General features: G+C 59.4%; 16 protein-coding genes. 10 read left to right on the top strand and 6 right to left on the bottom strand.

The genetic code is table 11. The features are described from left to right. Nucleotides 1–72 precede the first annotated feature (72 nt). From HU727_RS17655 to HU727_RS17630, 6 genes are all read right to left on the bottom strand, one after another. A complete protein-coding gene (locus HU727_RS17655) occupies nt 73–849 on the bottom strand; it encodes an ABC transporter substrate-binding protein (protein ID WP_186532805.1) in 777 nt (258 codons plus the stop codon). Between the two features lie 259 nt (nt 850–1108). Then, entirely contained in the window at nt 1109–1561 is a 453-nt protein-coding gene (gene moaE / locus HU727_RS17650) for a molybdopterin synthase catalytic subunit MoaE (protein WP_038357637.1), read from the bottom strand. A 3-nt stretch (nt 1562–1564) separates the two neighbouring features. Further along, nucleotides 1565–1807, bottom strand: a complete 243-nt coding sequence (locus tag HU727_RS17645; RefSeq protein WP_186532804.1) for a MoaD/ThiS family protein — start codon at nt 1805–1807, stop codon at nt 1565–1567. Next, nucleotides 1804–2277 carry a cyclic pyranopterin monophosphate synthase MoaC gene (gene moaC / locus HU727_RS17640; RefSeq protein WP_095138249.1) on the bottom strand — a complete coding sequence of 158 codons (474 nt, stop codon included), beginning with the start codon at nt 2275–2277 and terminating at the stop codon, nt 1804–1806. The genes HU727_RS17645 and moaC overlap by 4 nt, the downstream gene beginning before the upstream one ends. 241 nt (nt 2278–2518) lie before the next feature. Then, on the bottom strand, nt 2519–3913 hold the full coding sequence (locus HU727_RS17635) for a PhoH family protein (RefSeq protein WP_186532803.1): 1395 nt from the start codon (nt 3911–3913) through the stop codon (nt 2519–2521). A gap of 339 nt (nt 3914–4252) precedes the next feature. Beyond that, on the bottom strand, nt 4253–5377 hold the full coding sequence (locus tag HU727_RS17630; protein WP_186532802.1) for a polysaccharide deacetylase family protein: 1125 nt from the start codon (nt 5375–5377) through the stop codon (nt 4253–4255). A gap of 316 nt (nt 5378–5693) precedes the next feature. Between HU727_RS17630 and yaaA the strand changes: the two genes are divergently transcribed. The 10 genes from yaaA (at nt 5694) to HU727_RS17580 (ending at nt 20380) form a co-directional block, all read left to right on the top strand. Further along, nucleotides 5694–6473, top strand: a complete 780-nt coding sequence (gene yaaA / locus HU727_RS17625) for a peroxide stress protein YaaA (RefSeq protein ID WP_186532801.1) — start codon at nt 5694–5696, stop codon at nt 6471–6473. An 811-nt stretch (nt 6474–7284) separates the two neighbouring features. Continuing rightward, nucleotides 7285–8601 (top strand): nucleotide sugar dehydrogenase, encoded by a 1317-nt coding sequence (locus tag HU727_RS17620; RefSeq protein ID WP_186532800.1) that lies wholly within the window; start codon nt 7285–7287, stop codon nt 8599–8601. An 85-nt stretch (nt 8602–8686) separates the two neighbouring features. Further along, nucleotides 8687–10168: a mannuronan synthase gene (gene alg8 / locus HU727_RS17615; protein ID WP_186532799.1), complete on the top strand. Its 1482-nt coding sequence runs from the start codon at nt 8687–8689 to the stop codon at nt 10166–10168. Nucleotides 10169–10203: 35 nt separating this feature from the next. Further along, on the top strand, nt 10204–11373 hold the full coding sequence (locus tag HU727_RS17610; protein WP_186532798.1) for an alginate biosynthesis protein Alg44: 1170 nt from the start codon (nt 10204–10206) through the stop codon (nt 11371–11373). A gap of 9 nt (nt 11374–11382) precedes the next feature. Beyond that, on the top strand, nt 11383–12894 hold the full coding sequence (gene algK / locus HU727_RS17605; RefSeq protein ID WP_186532797.1) for an alginate biosynthesis TPR repeat lipoprotein AlgK: 1512 nt from the start codon (nt 11383–11385) through the stop codon (nt 12892–12894). Continuing rightward, nucleotides 12891–14378 carry an alginate export family protein gene (locus HU727_RS17600; protein WP_186532796.1) on the top strand — a complete coding sequence of 496 codons (1488 nt, stop codon included), beginning with the start codon at nt 12891–12893 and terminating at the stop codon, nt 14376–14378. Before algK ends, HU727_RS17600 begins: the two co-directional genes overlap by 4 nt. Nucleotides 14379–14404: 26 nt before the next feature. Next, the gene (gene algG, locus HU727_RS17595) at nt 14405–15991 is read left to right on the top strand and encodes a mannuronan 5-epimerase AlgG (RefSeq protein ID WP_186532795.1); all 1587 of its coding nucleotides are present in this window, start codon (nt 14405–14407) and stop codon (nt 15989–15991) included. 10 nt (nt 15992–16001) lie between these two features. Further along, the gene (locus HU727_RS17590; RefSeq protein WP_186532794.1) at nt 16002–17462 is read left to right on the top strand and encodes an alginate O-acetyltransferase; all 1461 of its coding nucleotides are present in this window, start codon (nt 16002–16004) and stop codon (nt 17460–17462) included. A gap of 8 nt (nt 17463–17470) precedes the next feature. Beyond that, the gene (locus HU727_RS17585; RefSeq protein WP_186532793.1) at nt 17471–18595 is read left to right on the top strand and encodes a mannuronate-specific alginate lyase; all 1125 of its coding nucleotides are present in this window, start codon (nt 17471–17473) and stop codon (nt 18593–18595) included. Nucleotides 18596–18814: 219 nt separating this feature from the next. Further along, nucleotides 18815–20380 carry an MBOAT family O-acyltransferase gene (locus HU727_RS17580; RefSeq protein WP_186532792.1) on the top strand — a complete coding sequence of 522 codons (1566 nt, stop codon included), beginning with the start codon at nt 18815–18817 and terminating at the stop codon, nt 20378–20380. The last annotated feature ends 3 nt before the right edge of the window (nt 20381–20383 follow it).

Genomic DNA, 20383 nt, shown 5'->3' with positions numbered 1-20383 from the left:
AGTTGCGTCACACACAAAATTAGTGTCGACCGCCGAACCTGTGGGAGCTGGCTTGCCAGCGATAGCTAACTATCAGTCGCCGTAGATATCAGACTTGAAATACTTCTCGGAAATCTTCTGATATTCGCCGCTCGCGCGAATGCCGTCGATGGCGCTGTTCAACTGGCTGACCAGCTCTCCATTACCTTTGCGCACCGCAATCCCCGCGCCTTCGCCGACATACTTCGGATCCTTCAATTCCGGCCCCACAAACGCATAACCCTGGCCGCGCGGCATCGACAGAAAGTCGTTCAATGGAATGGTGTCGGCGAAAATCGCATCCAGACGCCCTGCCGCCAAATCCATGTAGATCTCTTCATTGTTGCTGTAGCGCTTGACGTTGATGCCCTTGGGTTCAAACACCTCAGTGGCGTAACGGTCAGTGGTGGTTGCGCGTTGTACGCCGACATTCTTGCCTTTGAGGCTGGCGTACTGGTCGTCGACGCTGGCGCCTTGCTTCATCACCAGTCGCGATGACGTGAAGTAGTACTTGTGGCTGAAATCCACCGACTTCTTGCGGTCTTCGTTGATGGTCATCGACGACAGCGCCATGTCGATCTTCTTCACTTTCAAAGAAGGAATGAGACCGTCGAACTCCCCTTCCACCCACACGCACTTGACCTTCATTTGCGCGCACAGGGCATTGCCGATGTCGTAGTCGAAACCGACGATCTCGCCCTTGTCGGTTTTTGAGGCAAACGGTGGATACGCGGCTTCGATGCCGATGCGCAGGGTTTTCTCGGCGGCGAACACACAGGTCGACGCCAACAGGCTAAGGGCCAGGCCGGTGATGAGGGGGAGTTTCTTCATGTTCGTTCTCTCGCAAAGTTGTTGTTGGTTTGGCAAGAAGAGCAGCTACGAGCGGCAAGCTTTAAGCGCTAAGAAAGACGCCTTTTCGTACTGTTAAATCCATACTGGACTTATATGTACATACCGTCAATCGCGCAAGAAGGGAGATCTTTGTGCTGCAAATGGCGTCTTCGCGAGCAGGCTCGCTCCCACAGGGGAACGCATTTCAACTGTGGGAGCGAGCCTGCTCGCGAAGACTGACTGCAGAGCGCTACCGGGATTATTTCTTCCAGCGATCCGCAGCCGCATGATCACTGTCCCGCCCTTCGACCCAGCGTGGCCCGTCGCTGGTGTTTTCTTTCTTCCAGAACGGCGCGCGGGTTTTCAGGTAGTCCATGACGAAGGCGCAGGCATCGAACGCTGCCTGGCGATGAGCGCTGGCGGCGCCGACAAACACGATCGGCTCGCCCGGCTCCAGCGCGCCGATGCGGTGCAGCACTTCCAGTTTCAGCAACGGCCAGCGCTGCTCGGCTTCGATGGCAATCTTGCCCAGGGCTTTCTCGGTCATGCCGGGATAGTGCTCGAGAAACATGCCGGCTACATCGAGGCCATCATTGAAGTCGCGCACGTAGCCGACAAAACTCACCACCGCACCGACACCGACATTGGCCGCGTGCATCGCATTGACTTCAGCGCCCGGATCGAACGGCGTGGCCTGCACGCGAATGGCCATCGCTCAGCCTCCGGTCACGGTCGGGAAAAACGCTACTTCATCGCCATCGACCACCGGCTCGTCGAGCTGGCAGAGGTCTTCGTTGCGCGCGCACATCAGGTTCTGCTCGCTCAACACGTCGGCGCCGTCACGTTGCGCCAGTAGCGTCCGGACATCATCGACCGTTGCGAAATCACCTTCAACCGTCACCGAATCCACGCCGAGCGCTTCACGGTAGCGGGCGAAAAACTTCACAGTCAGTTTCATGGCTGCTCCGCCTGAAAATGGCCGCTCTTGCCGCCGACTTTTTCCAGCAGACGCACGCTTTCGATGACCATGCCGCGGTCAACGGCCTTGCACATGTCGTAGATGGTGAGCGCGGCGACGCTGGCAGCGGTCAACGCTTCCATTTCGACGCCGGTCTGCCCGGACAGTTTGCAGCGGGCAACGATGCGCACGCTGTCATCCCCTTCGGCGCTGAGTTCGACCTTGACGCCGGTCAGCATGAGCGGGTGGCACAGAGGAATCAGATCGCTGGTTTTCTTCGCCGCCTGGATTCCGGCGATGCGTGCCACGGCGAATACGTCACCCTTGGGGTGACCGCCGCTGACAATCATCTGCAGGGTTTCGGGGAGCATGCGCACCAGCGCCTGGGCCGTCGCTTCACGGAACGTCACGGCTTTTTCAGTGACGTCGACCATGTTGGCGCGACCTTGGGAATCGAGATGAGTCAGCACGGGGGTTACTCCTGATCAGGAGCGTGGATTGTAAACCTGTGGGTCAGATATCCGCATCACTGATTATGAAATCACCGTTGCCCCCTGTGGGAGCGAGCCTGCTCGCGAAAGCGGATTCAGATTCACTATAGATGTCGACTGATACGCCGCATTCGCGAGCAGGCTCGCTCCCACAGGAGATATGCATTTATCCATAAAAAAACCGGGCGGCTTTAAGGGCCGCCCGGTCTTGTGGGAAGGGTTACAGATGCGACTCTGCGTATTCAGCCAGAATCGAGCGAGGCACCCCTTGCAGGGTGATGTGCACACCGTTGGGGAAATCCTTGAAGCGTTCGGTCAGGTAGGTCAGCCCGGAACTGGTCGCGGACAGGTAAGGGGTGTCGATCTGTGCGAGGTTGCCCAGGCACACCACTTTGGAACCGGCACCAGCACGGGTGATGATGGTTTTCATCTGGTGCGGCGTGAGGTTCTGACATTCGTCGATCAGGATCAGGCTCTGCTGGAAACTGCGGCCACGAATGTAGTTGAGCGATTTGAATTGCAAAGGCACTTTGCTGAGGATGTAGTCGACGCTGCCATGGGTGTTTTCGTCATCCATGTGCAAGGCTTCGAGGTTGTCGGTGATGGCGCCCAGCCAGGGCTCCATTTTTTCCGCTTCGGTGCCGGGCAGGAAACCGATCTCCTGGTCCAGGCCCTGCACGCTGCGGGTCGCGATGATGCGGCGATAACGCTTGCTGACCATGGTCTGCTCGATCGCAGCAGCCAGCGCCAGAATGGTTTTCCCGGAACCGGCGGCCCCGGACAGATTAACCAGATGAATGTCCGGATCGAGCAGCGCATACAGGGCCAGACTCTGATAGATGTCGCGCGGCTTGAGGCCCCACGCCTCCTGGTGCAGCAGCGGTTCCTGATGCAGATCGAGAATCAGCAAGCGGTCTTCTTCAATCTCCTTGATCCAGCCAACAAAGCCCTGTTCGTCAATGATGAACTCGTTGATGTGCACGGCCGGCAAGTTGTCGATCAGTTGCACCTGATGCCAGGTGCGGCCGTGGTCCTGACGGGTTTCGACCTTGCTCACACGGTCCCAGAACGAGCCGGTCATGTTGTGGTAGCCGTTGGGCAGCAGGGAGACGTCGTCGACCAGTTGGTCGGTGCTGTAGTCCTCGGCAGCGATGCCGCAGGCGCGCGCCTTGAGGCGCATGTTGATGTCTTTGGTGACCAGCACCACCGGTTTTTGCGGGTCGCGGGTGTGCAGGTCAATGAGCTGATTGATGATTTTGTTGTCGTTCAGGTGCTCGGGCAGAATCAGGTTCGACTCGGCCTGTTTGCTCATCAGAATCGACAGCAAGCCTTTCGGCCCGCCCTTGCCGCGCTGGATCGGCACGCCCAGTTCGACGTCTTCGGGTGACGCATCGCCCAGGGTCTTGTCGATCAGGCGAATTGCCTGACGGCATTCCGCGGCCACGCTGTGATGGCCGCTCTTGAGCTTGTCCAGCTCTTCCAGCACGGTCATCGGGATGGCGACGTGGTGTTCTTCGAAATTCAGCAGGGCATTTGGATCGTGAATCAATACGTTGGTATCGAGTACATACAGGATTGGCTGGTTGGAGGAAGGGCTGCGTCCGTGATCATCCATACTCGGTCACCTTTTTGGGAGCCATTCGACGCAATACCGTGACAGTGCTGCGCCTCGAAGTGACTGCCGAATTCATCCACGAGGGCCTGGATGAACTGCACACAAAAGGAGTCTGGGAAGACGCCACCTGTGTTGCAGGTTTCGGCGGTCTGTCTTCGTAATACTCCAAAACCGATGACATAAAAAAGTACTTTGACGGTTTTTTTAAGTTTATTTTGCAGAGTGACGAAAAGCCCTTGGCGGACTGCCCGGACCCCGCTAAAGTCGGAAGTCCGCCTGCATCCGATTCCTTTTGAAAATCACCCCAAACCCAATGTTTCCGGGCTTTTCTGTCGTCTCTCAACGAAATCCGTCCTGACAGTCTTCCCAGCCGATGCCGCTCTGCGCAGTCTGGGTAATCAGCCACGGCAATGACGTCTTGACCGCATCCTGTTTCATGTTGAAATTGATCACTCCGTGGCGCCACAACAACATCAGTGTCAGCACCCGCTGCGCGCTTGCCGGGCCCTTCAGTTTGCCCGCGCCGTCCTGGGCATCGATGTCCCACAGGGCCACTTGCAGGCCCTGGGTGTTGAAGAAACCTTTCGCGTCGCTGCGACGTTGGCCCTCTGGCGGGCGGAACAGCGGTACGTAGTTTTCCGGCAGTTTGTTCTTCACCAGATCAGCGCTGCGGCGCACTGAATCCTGCCAGTCCTGCCAATGGCTATGGGAGCGGAACTCCCAGCCCTGCACGCCGACGCACTGCTGTGAAAACGCCGCTTGCAGGCTGCTGACCGAACGCCCGGAAAGTCGCGCCTGAATATCCTTGCCCAGCACAAAGAAAGTCCCGCTCAGATTCGCCTTGCGCAAGTACTCCGTCAGCCAGTCGGTGTTGTCCGGCTGAACGTTGGCGGCGCTGTCGAAGGTCAGCAAAAACAGCCGATCATGCATGGCCTCCCCGTTGCGCTCATAGTCGCCGAAACGATCGATTTCGCTGCTGGTCTGCGGGAACAGCGCGGCCTTGCGCATCAGCTCGTCCAGGTACTGCAAATGGAAGATCCGGCTCGGCTCGGCCCATCGGGTGTAATAACTGTCGTCGCTGACCACGAACTTGGCAGCCTGCTCACGCAGGGTCGGCAGGTCTTCGACAAGAAAGCAGAACGAGGCGTCCTGATCACAGCTTTGCTGGGCGTGGTTGTAGTTGGCCAACAAGCGCTGCCAGAGGCGCTGGCGCAGCTGATTGATCGCATCGATGTTGACCGTGCGCAGGCCCAGACGCTGGGAAAGCGCAGCCTCGTCAATGGACTCGGTGCCGAGCAGGCCGCGGGCAAACATGAGAATCTCCGCCCGCGACGCGACGTCGAACAGGGTCGGGTTGTCGAGCTGCTCCGGCCAGGTGCTGCGATCCAGCGTCGCCACATCACCCGGCGCCGCCACGGCTCCGGCGCTCAGCAGCCACGCGGTGAATAAAAGAACAATGCGCAAAGGGATGTCTCCATAACAAAACCCGCGCGGCACTATAGCTGATAAGACACCCAAACCTGCTGGCGGATGGCGCATTCTGTGGCGAGGGAGCTTGCTCCCGCTGGGTTGCGCAGCAGCCCCAAATGCAGCCATTGCATTGCTCCAACGCGGGCGCGTCTACCGAATTTGCGAGCGCTGCGCACTCGAGCGGAAGCAAGCTCCCTCGCCAAAGGGTAGGCGCAGGTTGCTACCGCCGTCGATCACCTATGGGCTTGATAGCTGGAGTCAACAACGCCAACCCCCTAGAATCGCTCTCACGATTAAAGGAGACGACTTCATGCTGATGGTGATTTCCCCCGCCAAGACCCTCGATTACGAAACACCGCCGGCGACCCAGCGCTTCACCCAGCCACAATACCTCGACCATTCCCAGGAACTGATTCAGCAACTGCGCGAGCTGAGCCCGGCGCAGATCAGCGAGTTGATGCACGTATCCGACAAGATCGGCGGGCTCAATGCCGCGCGCTTCGGCAGCTGGACGCCAGCGTTCACGCCGCGAAACGCCAAGCAGGCCTTGCTCGCGTTCAAAGGTGACGTCTACACCGGTCTCGATGCGCAGTCGTTCGGCGAAGCGGATTTCGACTACGCACAAAAGCACCTGCGCATGCTCTCCGGCCTCTATGGCCTGTTACGCCCGCTGGACCTGATGCAACCTTATCGCCTGGAGATGGGCACCAAACTGGCCAACGCCCGAGGCAAGGACTTGTATGCGTTCTGGGGCACGCGCATCAGTGAATGGCTGAATGAAGCGCTGGCGCATCAGGGTGATGATGTGCTGCTCAATCTGGCGTCCAATGAGTACTTCTCGGCGGTCAAGCGCAGCGCCCTGAACGCACGAATCATCAACACCGAATTCAAGGATCAGAAGAACGGCCAGTACAAGATCATCAGCTTCTACGCGAAAAAAGCGCGGGGTTTGATGAGCCGCTTCGTGATTCAGGAACGCATCAACGACCCCGCCCAGCTCAAGCATTTCGATGCACAGGGATATCGCTACAGCGCCGAACAGTCGAAACCCGACAATCTGGTGTTTTTACGCGACCACGCCCCGGAATAATGCATGCCCTTTGCACGACTCTTTTCTTTGAGAGTCGTGCAGTCCGCCCGAACTAAGAATTCCCCTGCCGCTTATCGCCAAATTCATGGCGCCAATAAAACCACGCTCTGTTTTCTAATTTTAGTTTCACTCGACACTGAAGTTTTTTTTCAGTAGTGGCACCTAAATTTTTTACCCGTAGTGGCACAAAACTATCGACACCGATAAACCCCCGGCCACTAAAGGGCGAAAAGGAGAGTGCTATCAAATTGAAACCAGTGCCATCTTTCTCAATATTTCAAAAAATTTCTGATGGCACGATGAGCGGCCTGGAACTATGTCTAAATGCGTAGCTCATACCACCGGTAACGATTCTCGCCGAGTTTGTACGAGATAACTTACGAAGAGCAGATAGCCATGTAACCCGGTTGTCACAGCAACTTGGCTAGATGACAAACTAGTCTCAAAACAACCGTAAGACAGGAGATACGCACCATTAATATCCCCTACAAAGGCCATGACCGCGCCCCTATAAACGTGCTCGCCTGAGCACCTAACTGTTTGATTTACGGGCTCCCTACCCGACTTCGAGCAGGCTACACGACTGCACAAGAGTCTTCCCGCACGGAAGATCGGCTGCATAACAGGGCACGTCAAAAGAACAAGGCCTAGTTGCGCACATCTTGAGTGCACTTATTTAGACACTCGAAACTTATTATGCCTGCACACGGCATTGTGGCGCCTGTAAGCCGCACTTTCGAGTGCACTAGTGACCGCTGAACACCATTAACTCCGGCCTTCTAACGGCCTGATATATACAGAGGTAATTGCGATGCGCATCAGCATATTTGGTTTGGGTTACGTTGGCGCAGTATGTGCCGGTTGCCTGTCTGCACGGGGCCATGACGTAGTTGGCGTCGATGTTGCCAAAGACAAGATCGACATGATCAACGCCGGCAAATCGCCGATTGTTGAACCAGGCCTGGGCGAACTCCTGCAACAGGGTATCCAGACCGGTCGTCTGCGCGGCACGACCAACTTCGCCGAGGCGATTCGTGATACCGATCTGTCGATGATCTGCGTCGGTACGCCAAGCAAGAAGAACGGCGACCTGGAACTGAACTACATCGAAGCGGTGTGCCGCGAGATCGGTTTTGTCCTGCGTGAAAAATCCACCCGCCACACCATCGTCGTGCGCAGCACCGTACTGCCGGGCACCGTAGCGAACGTGGTAATCCCGATTCTGGAAGATTGCTCGGGCAAGAAGGCTGGCGTCGATTTCGGCGTTGCGGTCAACCCTGAGTTCCTGCGTGAATCCACCGCCATCGCCGACTACGATCAGCCACCGATGACCGTCATCGGCGAATTCGACACCGCGTCGGGCGACGTTCTGCAATCGCTGTACGAAGAACTCGACGCGCCGATCATCCGCAAGGACATCGCCGTTGCCGAGATGATCAAGTACACCTGCAACGTCTGGCACGCGACCAAAGTGACCTTCGCCAACGAGATCGGCAACATCGCCAAAGCGGTCGGCGTCGATGGCCGTGAAGTGATGGACGTGGTCTGCCAGGACAAGACCCTCAACCTGTCCCAGTACTACATGCGCCCGGGCTTTGCGTTCGGCGGTTCGTGCCTGCCAAAAGACGTGCGCGCCCTGACCTACCGCGCCGGTTCCCTGGACGTCGAAGCGCCGCTGCTGAACTCGCTGATGCGCAGCAACGAATCGCAAGTGCAGAACGCCTTCGACATCGTTGAAAGCCATGACAAACGCAAAGTCGCCCTGCTCGGTCTGAGCTTCAAGGCCGGCACCGACGACCTGCGCGAAAGCCCGCTGGTCGAACTGGCCGAAATGCTGATCGGCAAGGGCTACGACCTGAGCATCTACGACAGCAACGTGGAGTACGCCCGTGTCCACGGTGCGAACAAGGACTACATCGAGTCGAAGATTCCGCACGTTTCGTCCCTGCTCAACTCGGACTTCGATTCGGTGATCGACAACTCCGACGTGATCATCCTCGGCAACCGCGACGAGAAATTCCGCGCGCTGGCCCAGGAAGCACCGGAAGGCAAACAAGTCATCGACCTGGTGGGCTTCATGTCCAAGGCCACCAGCGCCGGTAGCCGCACCGAAGGGATCTGCTGGTAAGGCAGCAGCAAGCCTCAAGCTTCAAGCCGCAAGCAAAAGCACCTCGCTTGCGGCTTGAAGCCTCCATCACCTTCGGATGACGCTGATGAGCAAGCTCAAACATTTTTTTCTGCAATCAGCCGGCTGGCTTTTTTATCTCAGTCTGCTGATGGGCCTGGCCTTGATGCTGCCCACGTCCACATTCGACGCCGAGTCGAAGGACTTCATTTTCCTGATTGGCGCCGTCGGTATCTGGCGCTACTCGATGGGTGCCACGCACTTCGTGCGCGGCATGATTTTTCTGTACATCGTTTACCCGCACCTGCGCCGCAAAGTGCGCAAGCTGGGTAAAGCGGCCGACCCGTCGCATGTGTTTCTGATGGTCACCAGCTTTCGTATTGACGCGCTCACCACGGCGCAGGTCTACAGCTCGGTGATTCGCGAAGCCATCGACTGCGAACTGCCGACCACCATTGTCTGCTCGATCGTGGAAATGTCCGACGAGTTGCTGGTCAAGGCGATGTGGGCCCGGATGAATCCGCCCGATCGCGTCAAGCTCGACTTCGTGCGCATTCCCGGTACCGGCAAGCGCGATGGCCTGGCGTTCGGTTTCCGCGCGATTTCCCGTCACCTGCCGGACGACCGTGCGGTGGTGGCCGTGATCGACGGCGACACCGTGCTCGGCGAAGGCGTCGTGCGCAAGACCGTGCCGTGGTTCCAGCTGTTCGGCAACGTCGGCGGCCTGACCACCAACGAATTCTGCGAAGTGCGCGGCGGCTACATCATGAGCGAATGGCACAAGCTGCGTTTCGCCCAACGCCACATCAACATGTGCTCGATGGCCCTGTCCAAGCGCGTGCTGACCATGACCGGGCGCATGTCGGTATTCAAAGCTTCCGTGGTTACCAATCCGGAATTCATCGCCGACGTTGAAAGCGACTCGCTGCAACACTGGCGCCTGGGCCGATTCAAGTTCCTGACCGGCGACGACAAGTCGAGCTGGTTCAGCCTGATGCGCCTAGGTTACGACACCTTCTACGTACCGGATGCGGCGATCAATACCGTTGAGCACCCGCCGGAAAAGAGCTTCATCAAGGCCAGCCGCAAACTGATGTTCCGCTGGTACGGCAACAACCTGCGCCAGAACTCCCGCGCACTCGGCCTGGGTATCCGCCGCCTCGGCGCGTTCACCTCGGTGGTGCTGTTTGACCAGCGCGTGTCGATGTGGACCTCGCTGCTCGGCCTGACCGTCGCGATCATCGCCAGCTTCAAGTACGGCACCGCGTTCATCCTGGTGTACCTGCTGTGGATCGGCATCACGCGCCTGATTCTGACGCTGCTGCTGTCATGTTCCGGCCACCGCATCGGCCCGGCTTACCCGGCGATTCTGTATTACAACCAGATCGTTGGCGCACTGGTGAAGATCTACGTGTTCTTCCGCCTTGACCAACAATCCTGGACTCGCCAACCGACATCCCTGACCCGTGATCTCGCCAGCTTTCAACGTTGGTTCAACACCTGGTCGTCTCGGACCATGACCTTCTCCGCCGGCAGCATTTTCGTCGCCGTGTTGCTGATGATGGTCTGAACCGCCCCTATTGAATTAACAAGGAAATCGCCCCTATGAATACCGCCGTCAACGTCAACGTAGTGCATGAATCCGAAGCCCAGCGCCAGCACGCTCGCGTGAAAATCCCGGCCAAGCTGCGTTTCTTCGGCCCTGACCGGACCCCGGTCGAAGCGCGGGTACTGGACCTGTCAGCCGGTGGTCTGGCGTTCAATGCCGGGCAGATGCCGCTGACCGTCGGTGAGGTGTACAAGGCGCGCCTGCAATTTGTCATCGACAACCTCGGCCTGGCCATGGACGTTGAACTGCAGGTGCGCTCCTACGACCGCCAGACCGGCCGCGCCGGTTGCCAGTTCCAGAACCTGGAGCCGCAGGACATTTCCACCCTGCGCCACCTGATCACTTCGCACCTGGCCGGCGACATTGTCAGCATCGGCGAAGTGCTGGCGACCCTGCAGCGCGACAACTTCACCAAGGCGCGCAAGAACAAGGACAGCGGCAACGGCATGACCGCATTCGGCCGCCTGAAAGCCGTGACGTTCAGCGCCGGCATTTTCGCCGTCGGCCTGGTTGCAGCGGGTTTCATTTTCAAATCGGTATACGGCATGTACTTCGTCAGCCACGCCCAGGCCGGCCTGGTCAGCGTGCCGGGGATGAACATCACCATGCCGCGCGATGGCACGGTGCAGAGCCTGGTCAAGTCCGACGGCGTCGCCGCCAAAGGCGCCCCGCTGGCGACGTTCAGCACCAGCATGCTCGACGTGCTCAAGGGTCATCTGGCAGAAGACCAACTGGCCCCGGCCAAGGTTGAAGAACTGTTCGGCAAGCAAATGACCGGCACCCTGACCTCGCCGTGCGATTGCACCGTGGCCCAGCAACTGGTGGCTGACGGTCAGTACGCAAGCAAGGGCGACGTGATCTTCCAGCTGGTGCCGCGCAACACTCAAGCGACTGTTGATGCGCGCTTCTCCTATCGCCAGTTCGGCGACGTGCGTCCGGGCACCCCGGTGAGCTTCCAGATCGCCGGCGAAGACAAGACCCGCACGGGCAAGATCGTCAGCAGCACGAGCCTGAAGAGCGCCGACCTGTCTTCCGACATCCGCGTGCAGATCCAGCCTGACGAGCCGCTCGACAGCAGCCTCGCCGGCCGCCCGGTGGAAGTGAACAGCGACCGTGGCCCGAACCTGAACTGGCTGATCGACAAAGCCATGGCTGCCGGTCTTTAAGTCGAGGACATGCCTGTGACTATCATCAGTCTCTTGAGAACACCGCGATCCCTGTGGGAGCTGGCTTGCCAGCGATCGGATCAATGCGGTCCCTCTGATACACCGAGTCGTCTGAATCGCTGGCAAGCCAGCTCCCACAGAGGTCATATGGTGTGCTCGCTGGCGCTGGCTGTTTCCCTGGCCGGTTGTGCCGGCCTGCCCGATCAGCGTCTGGCCAACGAAGCGCTCAAGCGTGGCGACACCGCCACCGCCGCGCAGAACTATCAGCAACTGGCCGATCTGGGTTACAGCGAGGCGCAAGTGGGCCTGGCGGATATCCAGGTCGACAGCCGCGACCCTGCGCAAATGAAACAGGCCGAAGCGACCTATCGCGCAGCGGCCAGTGTGTCGCCGCGTGCCCAGGCACGCCTGGGTCGCCTGCTGGTTGCCAAGCCAGGCTCCACCGAAGCCGAGCACCACGAAGCGCAAACCCTGCTGAAAAAAGCTGCCGCCAGTGGCGAAGGCAATACCTTGATTCCGCTGGCGATGCTCTACCTGCAATACCCGCACAGCTTCCCGGACATCAACGCCCAGCAGCAGATCGATCAGTGGCGCAAATCCGGCTACCCCGAAGCGGGTCTGGCGCAGGTGCTGCTGTATCGCACCCAGGGCACTTACGACCAGCATCTGGATGACGTGGAAAAGATCTGCAAGGCCGCGATCAACACCACCGACATCTGCTATGTCGAACTGGCCACGGTCTATCAGAAGCGTGCGCAGCCCGAGCAACAGGCCGAGCTGATCAAGCAGATGCAGGCCGGTTACAGCCGTGGCACCGTCACTGCTCAGCGTGTCGATTCGGTGGCCCGCGTGCTGGCCGATTCGACCCTGGGCAAGACTGACGAAAAAACCGCGCAGTCGTTGCTCGAACCGATTGCTCCGGGCTACCCGGCTTCCTGGGTGACCCTGGCGCAACTGCTTTACGACTTCCCTGAACTGGGCGACGTCGATCAGATGATGAAGTACCTGGACAACGGCCGCGCCGCTGACCAGCCGCGCGCCGAACTGCTGCTGGGCAAGGTCTACTACGAAGGGAAAGTGGTGCCGGCGGACGCGAAAGTCGCCGAGGAACATTTCCAGAAAGCCGTCGGCCGCGAAGTCGCCGCCGATTACTACCTCGGCCAGATCTATCGTCGCGGTTACCTGGGCAAGGTCTATCCGCAAAAAGCTCTCGACCATCTGCTGACCGCTGCGCGCAACGGCCAGAACAGTGCCGACTTTGCCATTGCCCAACTGTTTTCCCAAGGCAAGGGCACCAAGCCTGACCCGCTGAATGCGTACGTCTTCAGCCAACTGGCGAAGGCGCAAAACACCCCGCAAGCCGATGAACTGGCGGCGACCCTTGAGGCGCAATTGCCGCCCGAGCGCCTTTCCGAAGCCCGCCGCCTGTTGCAACAGGAACAGGCCAGCCGTGGCGCCCTGAACCCGAACACGCTGCAACTGCACGCCCTGCAAGAAGAAGACGGCGAGGAAAAATTATGAAGTTGAATCCATTTGTGAAGGCCGGCATTGGCCTCACGTTCGCGCTGATCTGGTCTTGCCCGACGCTGGCGGCGATGACTGAATCGAAGAACTTCGGCCTGGAAGTGAAGCTCACCGGCCAGTCCGAAGACGATCGCGACCTGGGCACCGCCCGTGGCGGCGATGTCAACGGCATCGGCCTTGACCTGCGCCCGTGGGTCTACGGCGAAAGCGGGGCGTGGAGCGCCTACGCCATGGGTCAGGCCGTGACTTCGACCGACATCATCGAGACCGACACCCTGCAGCAGTCCGACAGTGAAGGCACGCAGACCACCGACAACAGCGATCGCAAGACCAAGAAAAACTACCTGGCGATGCGCGAGTTCTGGGTCGGCTACAGCGGCCTTACCCCCTACCCGGGCGAGATGCTCAAGTTCGGTCGCCAGCGCCTGCGCAATGACGACGGCCAGTGGCGCGACACCAACATCGAAGCGCTGAACTGGACATTCGACACCACCCTGTTGCGCGCCAACGCTGGTGTTGCCGAACGCTTCAGCGAATACCGCACCGACCTCAAGGAGCTGGCGCCCAAAGACAAGGATCGCCTGCACGCCTACGCCGATGCGGCTTATCAGTGGACGCCGGGCAACTGGGTCGGCATTCGCGGCCACCATACGCACGACGACGGCAAACTCGACTATCCCGAGCCGGGCGTCGCCGCTGATTCGCTGGACAAGAAAGAGAACGGTGACATCAGCTGGCTCGGCCTGACCGCCGACAGCGACGCCTACAACTGGCGCAACACCAACACCGTCAACTACTGGGGCAGCATCACCGGCATGAGCGGCGACCGCGACACGGTCAATGCGCTGAATGCCGACGGTTCGCGCCCGGCACAGGCCAAGCGCAGCGACAACGTCGATGGCTGGGCAACCGACGTCGGTGTGCGTCTGCGCCTCGATCCGCAGTGGCAGGTGGGTGCTGCATATGCCCGCGCGAGCGCCGATTACGAACAGAACGGCCTGGAAAGCAACCGCTCGAACTACACCGGTACCCGTTCGCGCGTGCACCGTTTCGGCGAAGCCTTCCGTGGCGAAATGAACAACATGCAGACCGCCACCCTGTTCGGTTCGTGGATGCTCAACGACGAATACGACGCGAGCCTGATCTACCACAAGTTCTGGCGTGTCGACGGCAACAAGCCGGTGGGCAGCAACGGCATCAACGCCGTGGAAAACAACACCGACGACGTGACCGGCGCGATCCTGTCCAGCACCTCGCTGCCGCTTCAGGACGGCAACAAGGATCTGGGCCAGGAAATGGATCTGGTCGTCACCAAATACTTCAAGCAAGGCCTGCTGCCGGCAGCGTTGAGCCAGTCGATCGACGAACCGTCAGCCCTCGTGCGTTTCCGTGGCGGTGTGTTCAAGCCGGGCGACGCTTATGGCAGCCAGGTCGATTCGTACATGCACCGCGCGTTCATCGACGTGATCTGGCGCTTCTGATGCAAACCGCGAAGGGAGTGCCCGACATGAATCATGCAAGGAAAGGCTCGCTCAGCCTGTTGGCCGGCGCAATGCTGCTGGCTACGGCTGGCGCCTTCGCCAATGTGGAGCCGGCCGTGCCTCAACCGGGCAAGCCGGTCACCACCACCAAGGAACTGCAACAAGCCAAGACCTACACCGTCAGCAGCGCGCCTACCGAGGCGCTGCAACTGGCCAAGCCGACCCTGCCCGACCTTTCCGGCTTCACCGCCGAAGCCGCTGCCGCGAAAATCGTGCGCAGCAAGGCGGGCAAGATCAGCGTGCGCCGGATGATGCAGGAAAACGCCCTGAAGGACTTCATCGGCGGTGACAACAAGATGGCCGAATGGGTGGTGCGTCAGCACGGCATCCCGCAGGCGATCTTCATCGACGATGGCTACATGAACCTCAAGTATCTGGCGAAAAAACTGCCCAAGCAGTATTTCAGCGAGACCGCGCCGGGCGTGTACCTGGCCAGATTGCCGATCGTGGTCGGCGAGAAAGGCATCCTTGAAATCGACGGTCAGACCCAGGAATTGCGCCTGTCTCAGGAGGCCGGTTCGTTCCTGGTCAACGACGGCAAGCTGTTTGTACGTGACACCAAAGTCACCGGCTGGCGCGAAAAGGAAAACGGCCCGGCCACCTTCCGTTCGCCGAAGGAATTCCGTCCGTTCCTGCTCGCCTGGGGCGGCACCGAAACCTATATCGTCAACAGCAAAATGGCGAGTTTCGGCTACGCCAACAGTAAGTCGTACGGGGTGAGTATTTCCCAGTACACGCCGAACATGGCCAAGGTCCTCAAGCGTCCCGAGCCGACTGGCTGGATCGTCGGCTCCGAGTTCTCGGACATGTGGTACGGCTTCTACTGCTACGAAACCAGCGACTTCGTGGTCAAGGGCAGCACCTACAAAGACAACATCGTCTACGGCATCGACCCGCATGACCGTTCGCACCGTCTGATCATTGCCGAGAACACCGTTTACGGCACGAAGAAGAAGCACGGGATCATTATTTCCCGTGAGGTCAACGACAGCTTCATCTTCAACAACAAGAGTTTTGACAACAAGTTGTCGGGCCTGGTGATCGACCGTAACAGCGTCAACAACATCATTGCCTACAACGAGATCTACAAGAACCACACAGACGGCATCACGCTCTACGAGTCCGCCGACAACCTGCTGTGGGGCAACAAGGTCATCAGCAACCAGCGCCACGGTATCCGTATTCGTAACAGCGTGAACATCCGCCTCTACGAAAACATTGCCATGGCCAACGGCCTGACCGGCGTCTATGGCCACATCAAGGACCTGACCGACACCGACCGTGACATCAAGCTCGACCCGTTCGACGCCCAGGTGTCGCTGATCGTCGTGGGCGGTGAGCTGGCCGCCAATGGCAGCGGCCCGCTGTCGATCGACTCGCCCTTGAGCGTCGAGCTGTATCGCGTGTCGATGCTGGCGCCGACCAAATCCAGCGGCATCAGCTTCAACGGCATCCTCGGTGAGCGCCAGGATGAAATTCTCGACTTGCTGGTACGCCAGCAGAAAGCCGTGCTGATCGACCCTGTCGAACGCCAGACCGAAATGCGGGACTGAGGATAATTTTATGCACCCACACATGATCAAACTGCTCAGCCTCTCGGCCCTGACCCTTGGCATTCTCGCCGCCGGCACTGCGCGTGCCGACGCTGGCGGTGAAACGGTCGCCCCGCCGAAATTCACTGCCGAGCCTTGCTGCAACCTGTGCCCGGCAGCCCATGACGCGAAAAACTACACCACGCGTTATCAGCAGAACTTCACCACGCTGGTGCAGGCTCAGGGCGACTGGCTGTTCCGTACCCAGGAAGACCTGCGCACCGAGTTCAACACCACGCCGGCCGGCTACAAGCGCCTGCAACAGTTGCACGATGCGTTCAAGAGCAAAGGCGTCGAGCTGGTCATCGTTTATCAGCCGACCCGTGGCCTGGTGAACCGCAACAAGCTCAACCCGCAGGAAAAAGCCGCGTTCGATTACGAGAAAGCGCTGGGCAACTACAAGACCATGCTCGGCCGTTTCGCCAAGATGGGTTACGTGGTGCCGGACCTGTCGCCGCTGACCAACGAATCGCTGCCGGATACCCTGCCCGCCCACGATTTCTATTTCCGCGGTGACCAGCACTGGACGCCATACGGCGCCCAGCGCACGGCCAAAATTGTCGCCGAGAAGGTCAAGCAGATCCCGGCCTTCGCCGACATTCCCAAGCGCGAATTCGAGACCAAGCGCTCCGGGCGCATGGGCAAGACCGGCACCCTGCACAACATGGCCGGGCAACTGTGCGGCACCAGTTACGCGATCCAGTACATGGACCAATTCACCACCGAGCCGAAAGGTGAGGCAGGCGACGGCGATCTGTTCGGTGATTCCGGCAACCCGCAAATCACCCTGGTCGGCACCTCGCACAGCGGCAAGAACTACAACTTCGCCGGTTTCCTGGAAGAAGCCATCGGCGCCGACATTCTCAACGTCGCCTTCCCGGGCGGCGGTTTCGAAGGTTCGATGCTGCAGTACCTGGGCAGCGAAGAATTCCAGAAGACACCGCCGAAAATTCTCATCTGGGAATTCTCGCCGCTGTATCGCCTCGATCAGGAAACCATCTACCGCCAGATGATGGCGCTGCTCGATAACGGCTGCGAAGGCAAAGATGCACAGATGGCCGGCAGCGCCACGCTGAAGCCGGGCACCAAACAGGAACTGATGGTCAACAGCAAGAACCTGAACCTGCAGAACGGCAACCATCAGGTCGACATCCGCTTCGCCGACACTTCGGTGAAAACCCTGCAAGCCACCCTCTGGTACATGAACGGTCGCCACGAGGACATCAAGATCGAAAAACCGGAAACCTCCGACACCGACGGTCGTTTCGCCTTTGAGCTGCGCACGGACGAAGACTGGGCCTCGCAAAACCTGCTGGCCGTCGAAGTCCAGGGCCCTGAAGCCGGCGCCGCGCCGCAGAAAGTCGAAGCGAAAATCTGCAAACGCAACGTATTCCCGGGCGCAGGTCAACAGACCGCGCAGCTCGGGCAATGAGGTCTGCTATGCGAAATCGAACGATCAAACACCTGCTTGCGCCATCCCTGCTGACCCTGGCGATGTTCGCCGGGGCAACCCAGGCCGCCGCGCCACTGCGTCCACCGCAGGGCTACTTTGCGCCGGTGGATAAATTCAAGACCGGCGACAAGAGCGAAGGCTGCGATGCGATGCCGACGCCCTACACCGGCCCGCTGCAATTTCGCAGCAAATACGAAGGCTCGGACAAGGCCCGCGCAACGCTGAACGTGCAGTCGGAAAAAGCCTTTCGCGACACCACCAAGGACATCACCACGCTGGAGCGCGGCACGGCCAAACGGGTCATGCAGTTCATGCGCGACGGTCGCCCGGAGCAGCTCGAATGCACGCTCGACTGGCTGACGGCCTGGGCCAAGGCGGATGCGTTGATGTCCAAGGACTTCAACCACACCGGCAAGTCGATGCGCAAATGGGCGCTGGGCAGCATGGCGTCTTCGTACATTCGCCTGAAATTCTCCGATTCGCGCCCACTGGCTCAGCATCAGCAGGAAGCGCAACTGATCGAAGCCTGGTTCAGCAAAATGGCCGATCAGGTGGTCAGCGACTGGGACAACCTGCCGCTGGAAAAAACCAACAACCACTCGTACTGGGCCGCCTGGTCGGTGATGGCGACCGCCGTCGCGACCAACCGCCGCGACCTGTTTGACTGGGCCGTGAAGGAATACAAGGTCGGCGTCAATCAAGTCGATGCCGACGGCTACCTGCCGAACGAACTCAAGCGCCAGCAACGCGCCCTCGCCTATCACAACTATGCCCTGCCGCCGCTGGCGATGATCGCCAGTTTCGCCCAGGTCAACGGTGTCGATCTGCGTCAGGAAAACAACGGTGGGCTCAAACGTCTGGCTGATCGCGTGCTGTCCGGGGTCAAGGATCCGGATGCGTTCGAAGAGAAAAACGGCAAGAAACAGGACATGACCGATCTGAAAGAGGACATGAAATTTGCCTGGCTCGAACCGTACTGCACCCTCTACACCTGCGCGCCGGATGTCCTTGAGAAGAAGCACGACATGCAACCGTTCAAGACCTTCCGCCTTGGCGGGGATCTGACCAGGGTCTACGACCCGTCGCATGAAAAGGGCAACAAGGGTTCGTAAGAAAAAAGCAAAACCTGTCGCTGATCGTTCCCACGCTCCGCGTGGGAACGCAGCCCGGGACGCTCCGCGTCCCATGCCGAAGCGGACGCAGAGCGTCCATTGAGGCATTCCCACGCAGAGCGTGGGAACGAGCGCATGACTGATTTGCCCCTCCACTACCACGGGGGGTTTGGGGGGGCCTTGGCCCTTGACTGTTGATTCAAACATGGAGAGATCGGGATGGTATTTTCATCCAACGTGTTCCTGTTTCTGTTCTTGCCGATCTTTCTCGGCTTGTACTACTTGAGCGGGCAACGCTATCGCAACTTGCTGCTGCTGATCGCCAGCTACGTGTTCTACGCCTGGTGGCGGGTGGACTTCCTTGCGCTGTTCGCAGCCGTCACGCTGTGGAACTACTGGATCGGCCTGAAAGTCGGTGCCGCGGGCGTCAGAACCAAACCGGCCCAGCGCTGGCTGCTGCTCGGCGTGGGGGTGGATCTGTGCATCCTCGGCTACTTCAAGTACGCCAACTTCGGCGTCGACAGCATCAACGCGATGATGACGTCGGTGGGTCTTGAGCCGTTCATCCTCACCCACGTGCTGTTGCCGATCGGTATTTCGTTCTACATCTTCGAATCGATCAGCTACATCATCGACGTGTACCGCGGCGACACTCCGGCCACACGCAACCTGATCGACTTCGCAGCGTTCGTGGCGATTTTCCCGCACCTGATCGCCGGCCCGGTTCTGCGTTTCCGTGACCTGGCCGATCAGTTCAACAACCGCACCCACACCCTCGACAAGTTCTCCGAGGGCTGCACGCGGTTCATGCAGGGTTTCATCAAGAAGGTCTTTATCGCCGACACCCTCGCGGTGGTGGCCGACCATTGCTTCGCCCTGCAGAACCCGACCACGGGCGATGCCTGGCTGGGCGCACTGGCTTACACCGCGCAGCTGTATTTCGACTTCTCCGGTTACAGCGACATGGCAATCGGCCTGGGCTTGATGATGGGTTTCCGCTTCATGGAAAACTTCAAGCAGCCGTACATCAGTCAATCGATCACCGAGTTCTGGCGGCGCTGGCACATCAGCCTGTCGACCTGGCTGCGTGACTACCTCTACATCACCTTGGGCGGTAACCGTAAAGGCACGCTGATGACCTATCGCAACCTGTTCCTGACCATGCTGCTCGGTGGTCTGTGGCACGGCGCGAACATCACTTACGTCATCTGGGGTGCATGGCACGGCATGTGGCTGGCGATCGAAAAAGCGCTGGGCCTGAACACGTCGCCGCGCAGTCTGAATCCGATCCGCTGGGCACTGACTTTCCTGCTCGTGGTCATGGGTTGGGTGATCTTCCGCGCTGAAAACCTGCACGTTGCCGGACGCATGTACGGCGCGATGTTCAGCTTCGGCGACTGGTCGCTGTCGGAACTCAATCAGGCCAGCCTCACCGGTCTGCAAGTGGCGACCCTGGTGGTGGCTTACGTGACGCTGGCGTTCTTCGGCCTGCGTGACCTCTACACCAATCAACCGCCAGCCAAGACCAAACCCGACGTCAACGTTGAGGCAGATGGCCCTGCCACCGCGACTCCGGGAATGATCAAGGCAGCCCCTGGCGAAAACCCGGCGAGCATCCACGAGCCTGGCTACACCGTCGGCGTAGAAGCCCAGGTGCAACCGGCCTACTGGACCGCTGACTGGTCCCGCTACGTGATGCGCGGCCTGATCCTGCTGCTGTTCATCGCCTCGATTCTCAAACTCTCGGCGCAAAGCTTCTCGCCGTTCCTTTACTTCCAGTTCTGAGGG

The sequence above is a fragment of the Pseudomonas khorasanensis genome, from assembly GCF_014268505.2.
In the GTDB taxonomy this organism is placed as follows: domain Bacteria; phylum Pseudomonadota; class Gammaproteobacteria; order Pseudomonadales; family Pseudomonadaceae; genus Aquipseudomonas; species Aquipseudomonas khorasanensis.
The sequence above is the reverse complement of the archived record's forward strand: the minus strand, read 5'-3'. Positions and strand labels throughout refer to the sequence as shown.

Coding starts and splice junctions, on each gene's coding strand:
- HU727_RS17590 (WP_186532794.1), top strand. CDS start 16,002: ATGCACCCACACATGATCAAACTGCTCAGCCTCTCGGCCCTGACCCTT.
- algG (WP_186532795.1), top strand. CDS start 14,405: ATGAATCATGCAAGGAAAGGCTCGCTCAGCCTGTTGGCCGGCGCAATG.
- HU727_RS17580 (WP_186532792.1), top strand. CDS start 18,815: ATGGTATTTTCATCCAACGTGTTCCTGTTTCTGTTCTTGCCGATCTTT.
- alg8 (WP_186532799.1), top strand. CDS start 8,687: ATGAGCAAGCTCAAACATTTTTTTCTGCAATCAGCCGGCTGGCTTTTT.
- HU727_RS17600 (WP_186532796.1), top strand. CDS start 12,891: ATGAAGTTGAATCCATTTGTGAAGGCCGGCATTGGCCTCACGTTCGCG.
- HU727_RS17635 (WP_186532803.1), bottom strand. CDS start 3,913: ATGGATGATCACGGACGCAGCCCTTCCTCCAACCAGCCAATCCTGTAT.
- HU727_RS17655 (WP_186532805.1), bottom strand. CDS start 849: ATGAAGAAACTCCCCCTCATCACCGGCCTGGCCCTTAGCCTGTTGGCG.
- HU727_RS17645 (WP_186532804.1), bottom strand. CDS start 1,807: ATGAAACTGACTGTGAAGTTTTTCGCCCGCTACCGTGAAGCGCTCGGC.
- yaaA (WP_186532801.1), top strand. CDS start 5,694: ATGCTGATGGTGATTTCCCCCGCCAAGACCCTCGATTACGAAACACCG.
- HU727_RS17610 (WP_186532798.1), top strand. CDS start 10,204: ATGAATACCGCCGTCAACGTCAACGTAGTGCATGAATCCGAAGCCCAG.
- HU727_RS17620 (WP_186532800.1), top strand. CDS start 7,285: ATGCGCATCAGCATATTTGGTTTGGGTTACGTTGGCGCAGTATGTGCC.
- algK (WP_186532797.1), top strand. CDS start 11,383: ATGCCTGTGACTATCATCAGTCTCTTGAGAACACCGCGATCCCTGTGG.
- HU727_RS17585 (WP_186532793.1), top strand. CDS start 17,471: ATGCGAAATCGAACGATCAAACACCTGCTTGCGCCATCCCTGCTGACC.
- moaE (WP_038357637.1), bottom strand. CDS start 1,561: ATGGCCATTCGCGTGCAGGCCACGCCGTTCGATCCGGGCGCTGAAGTC.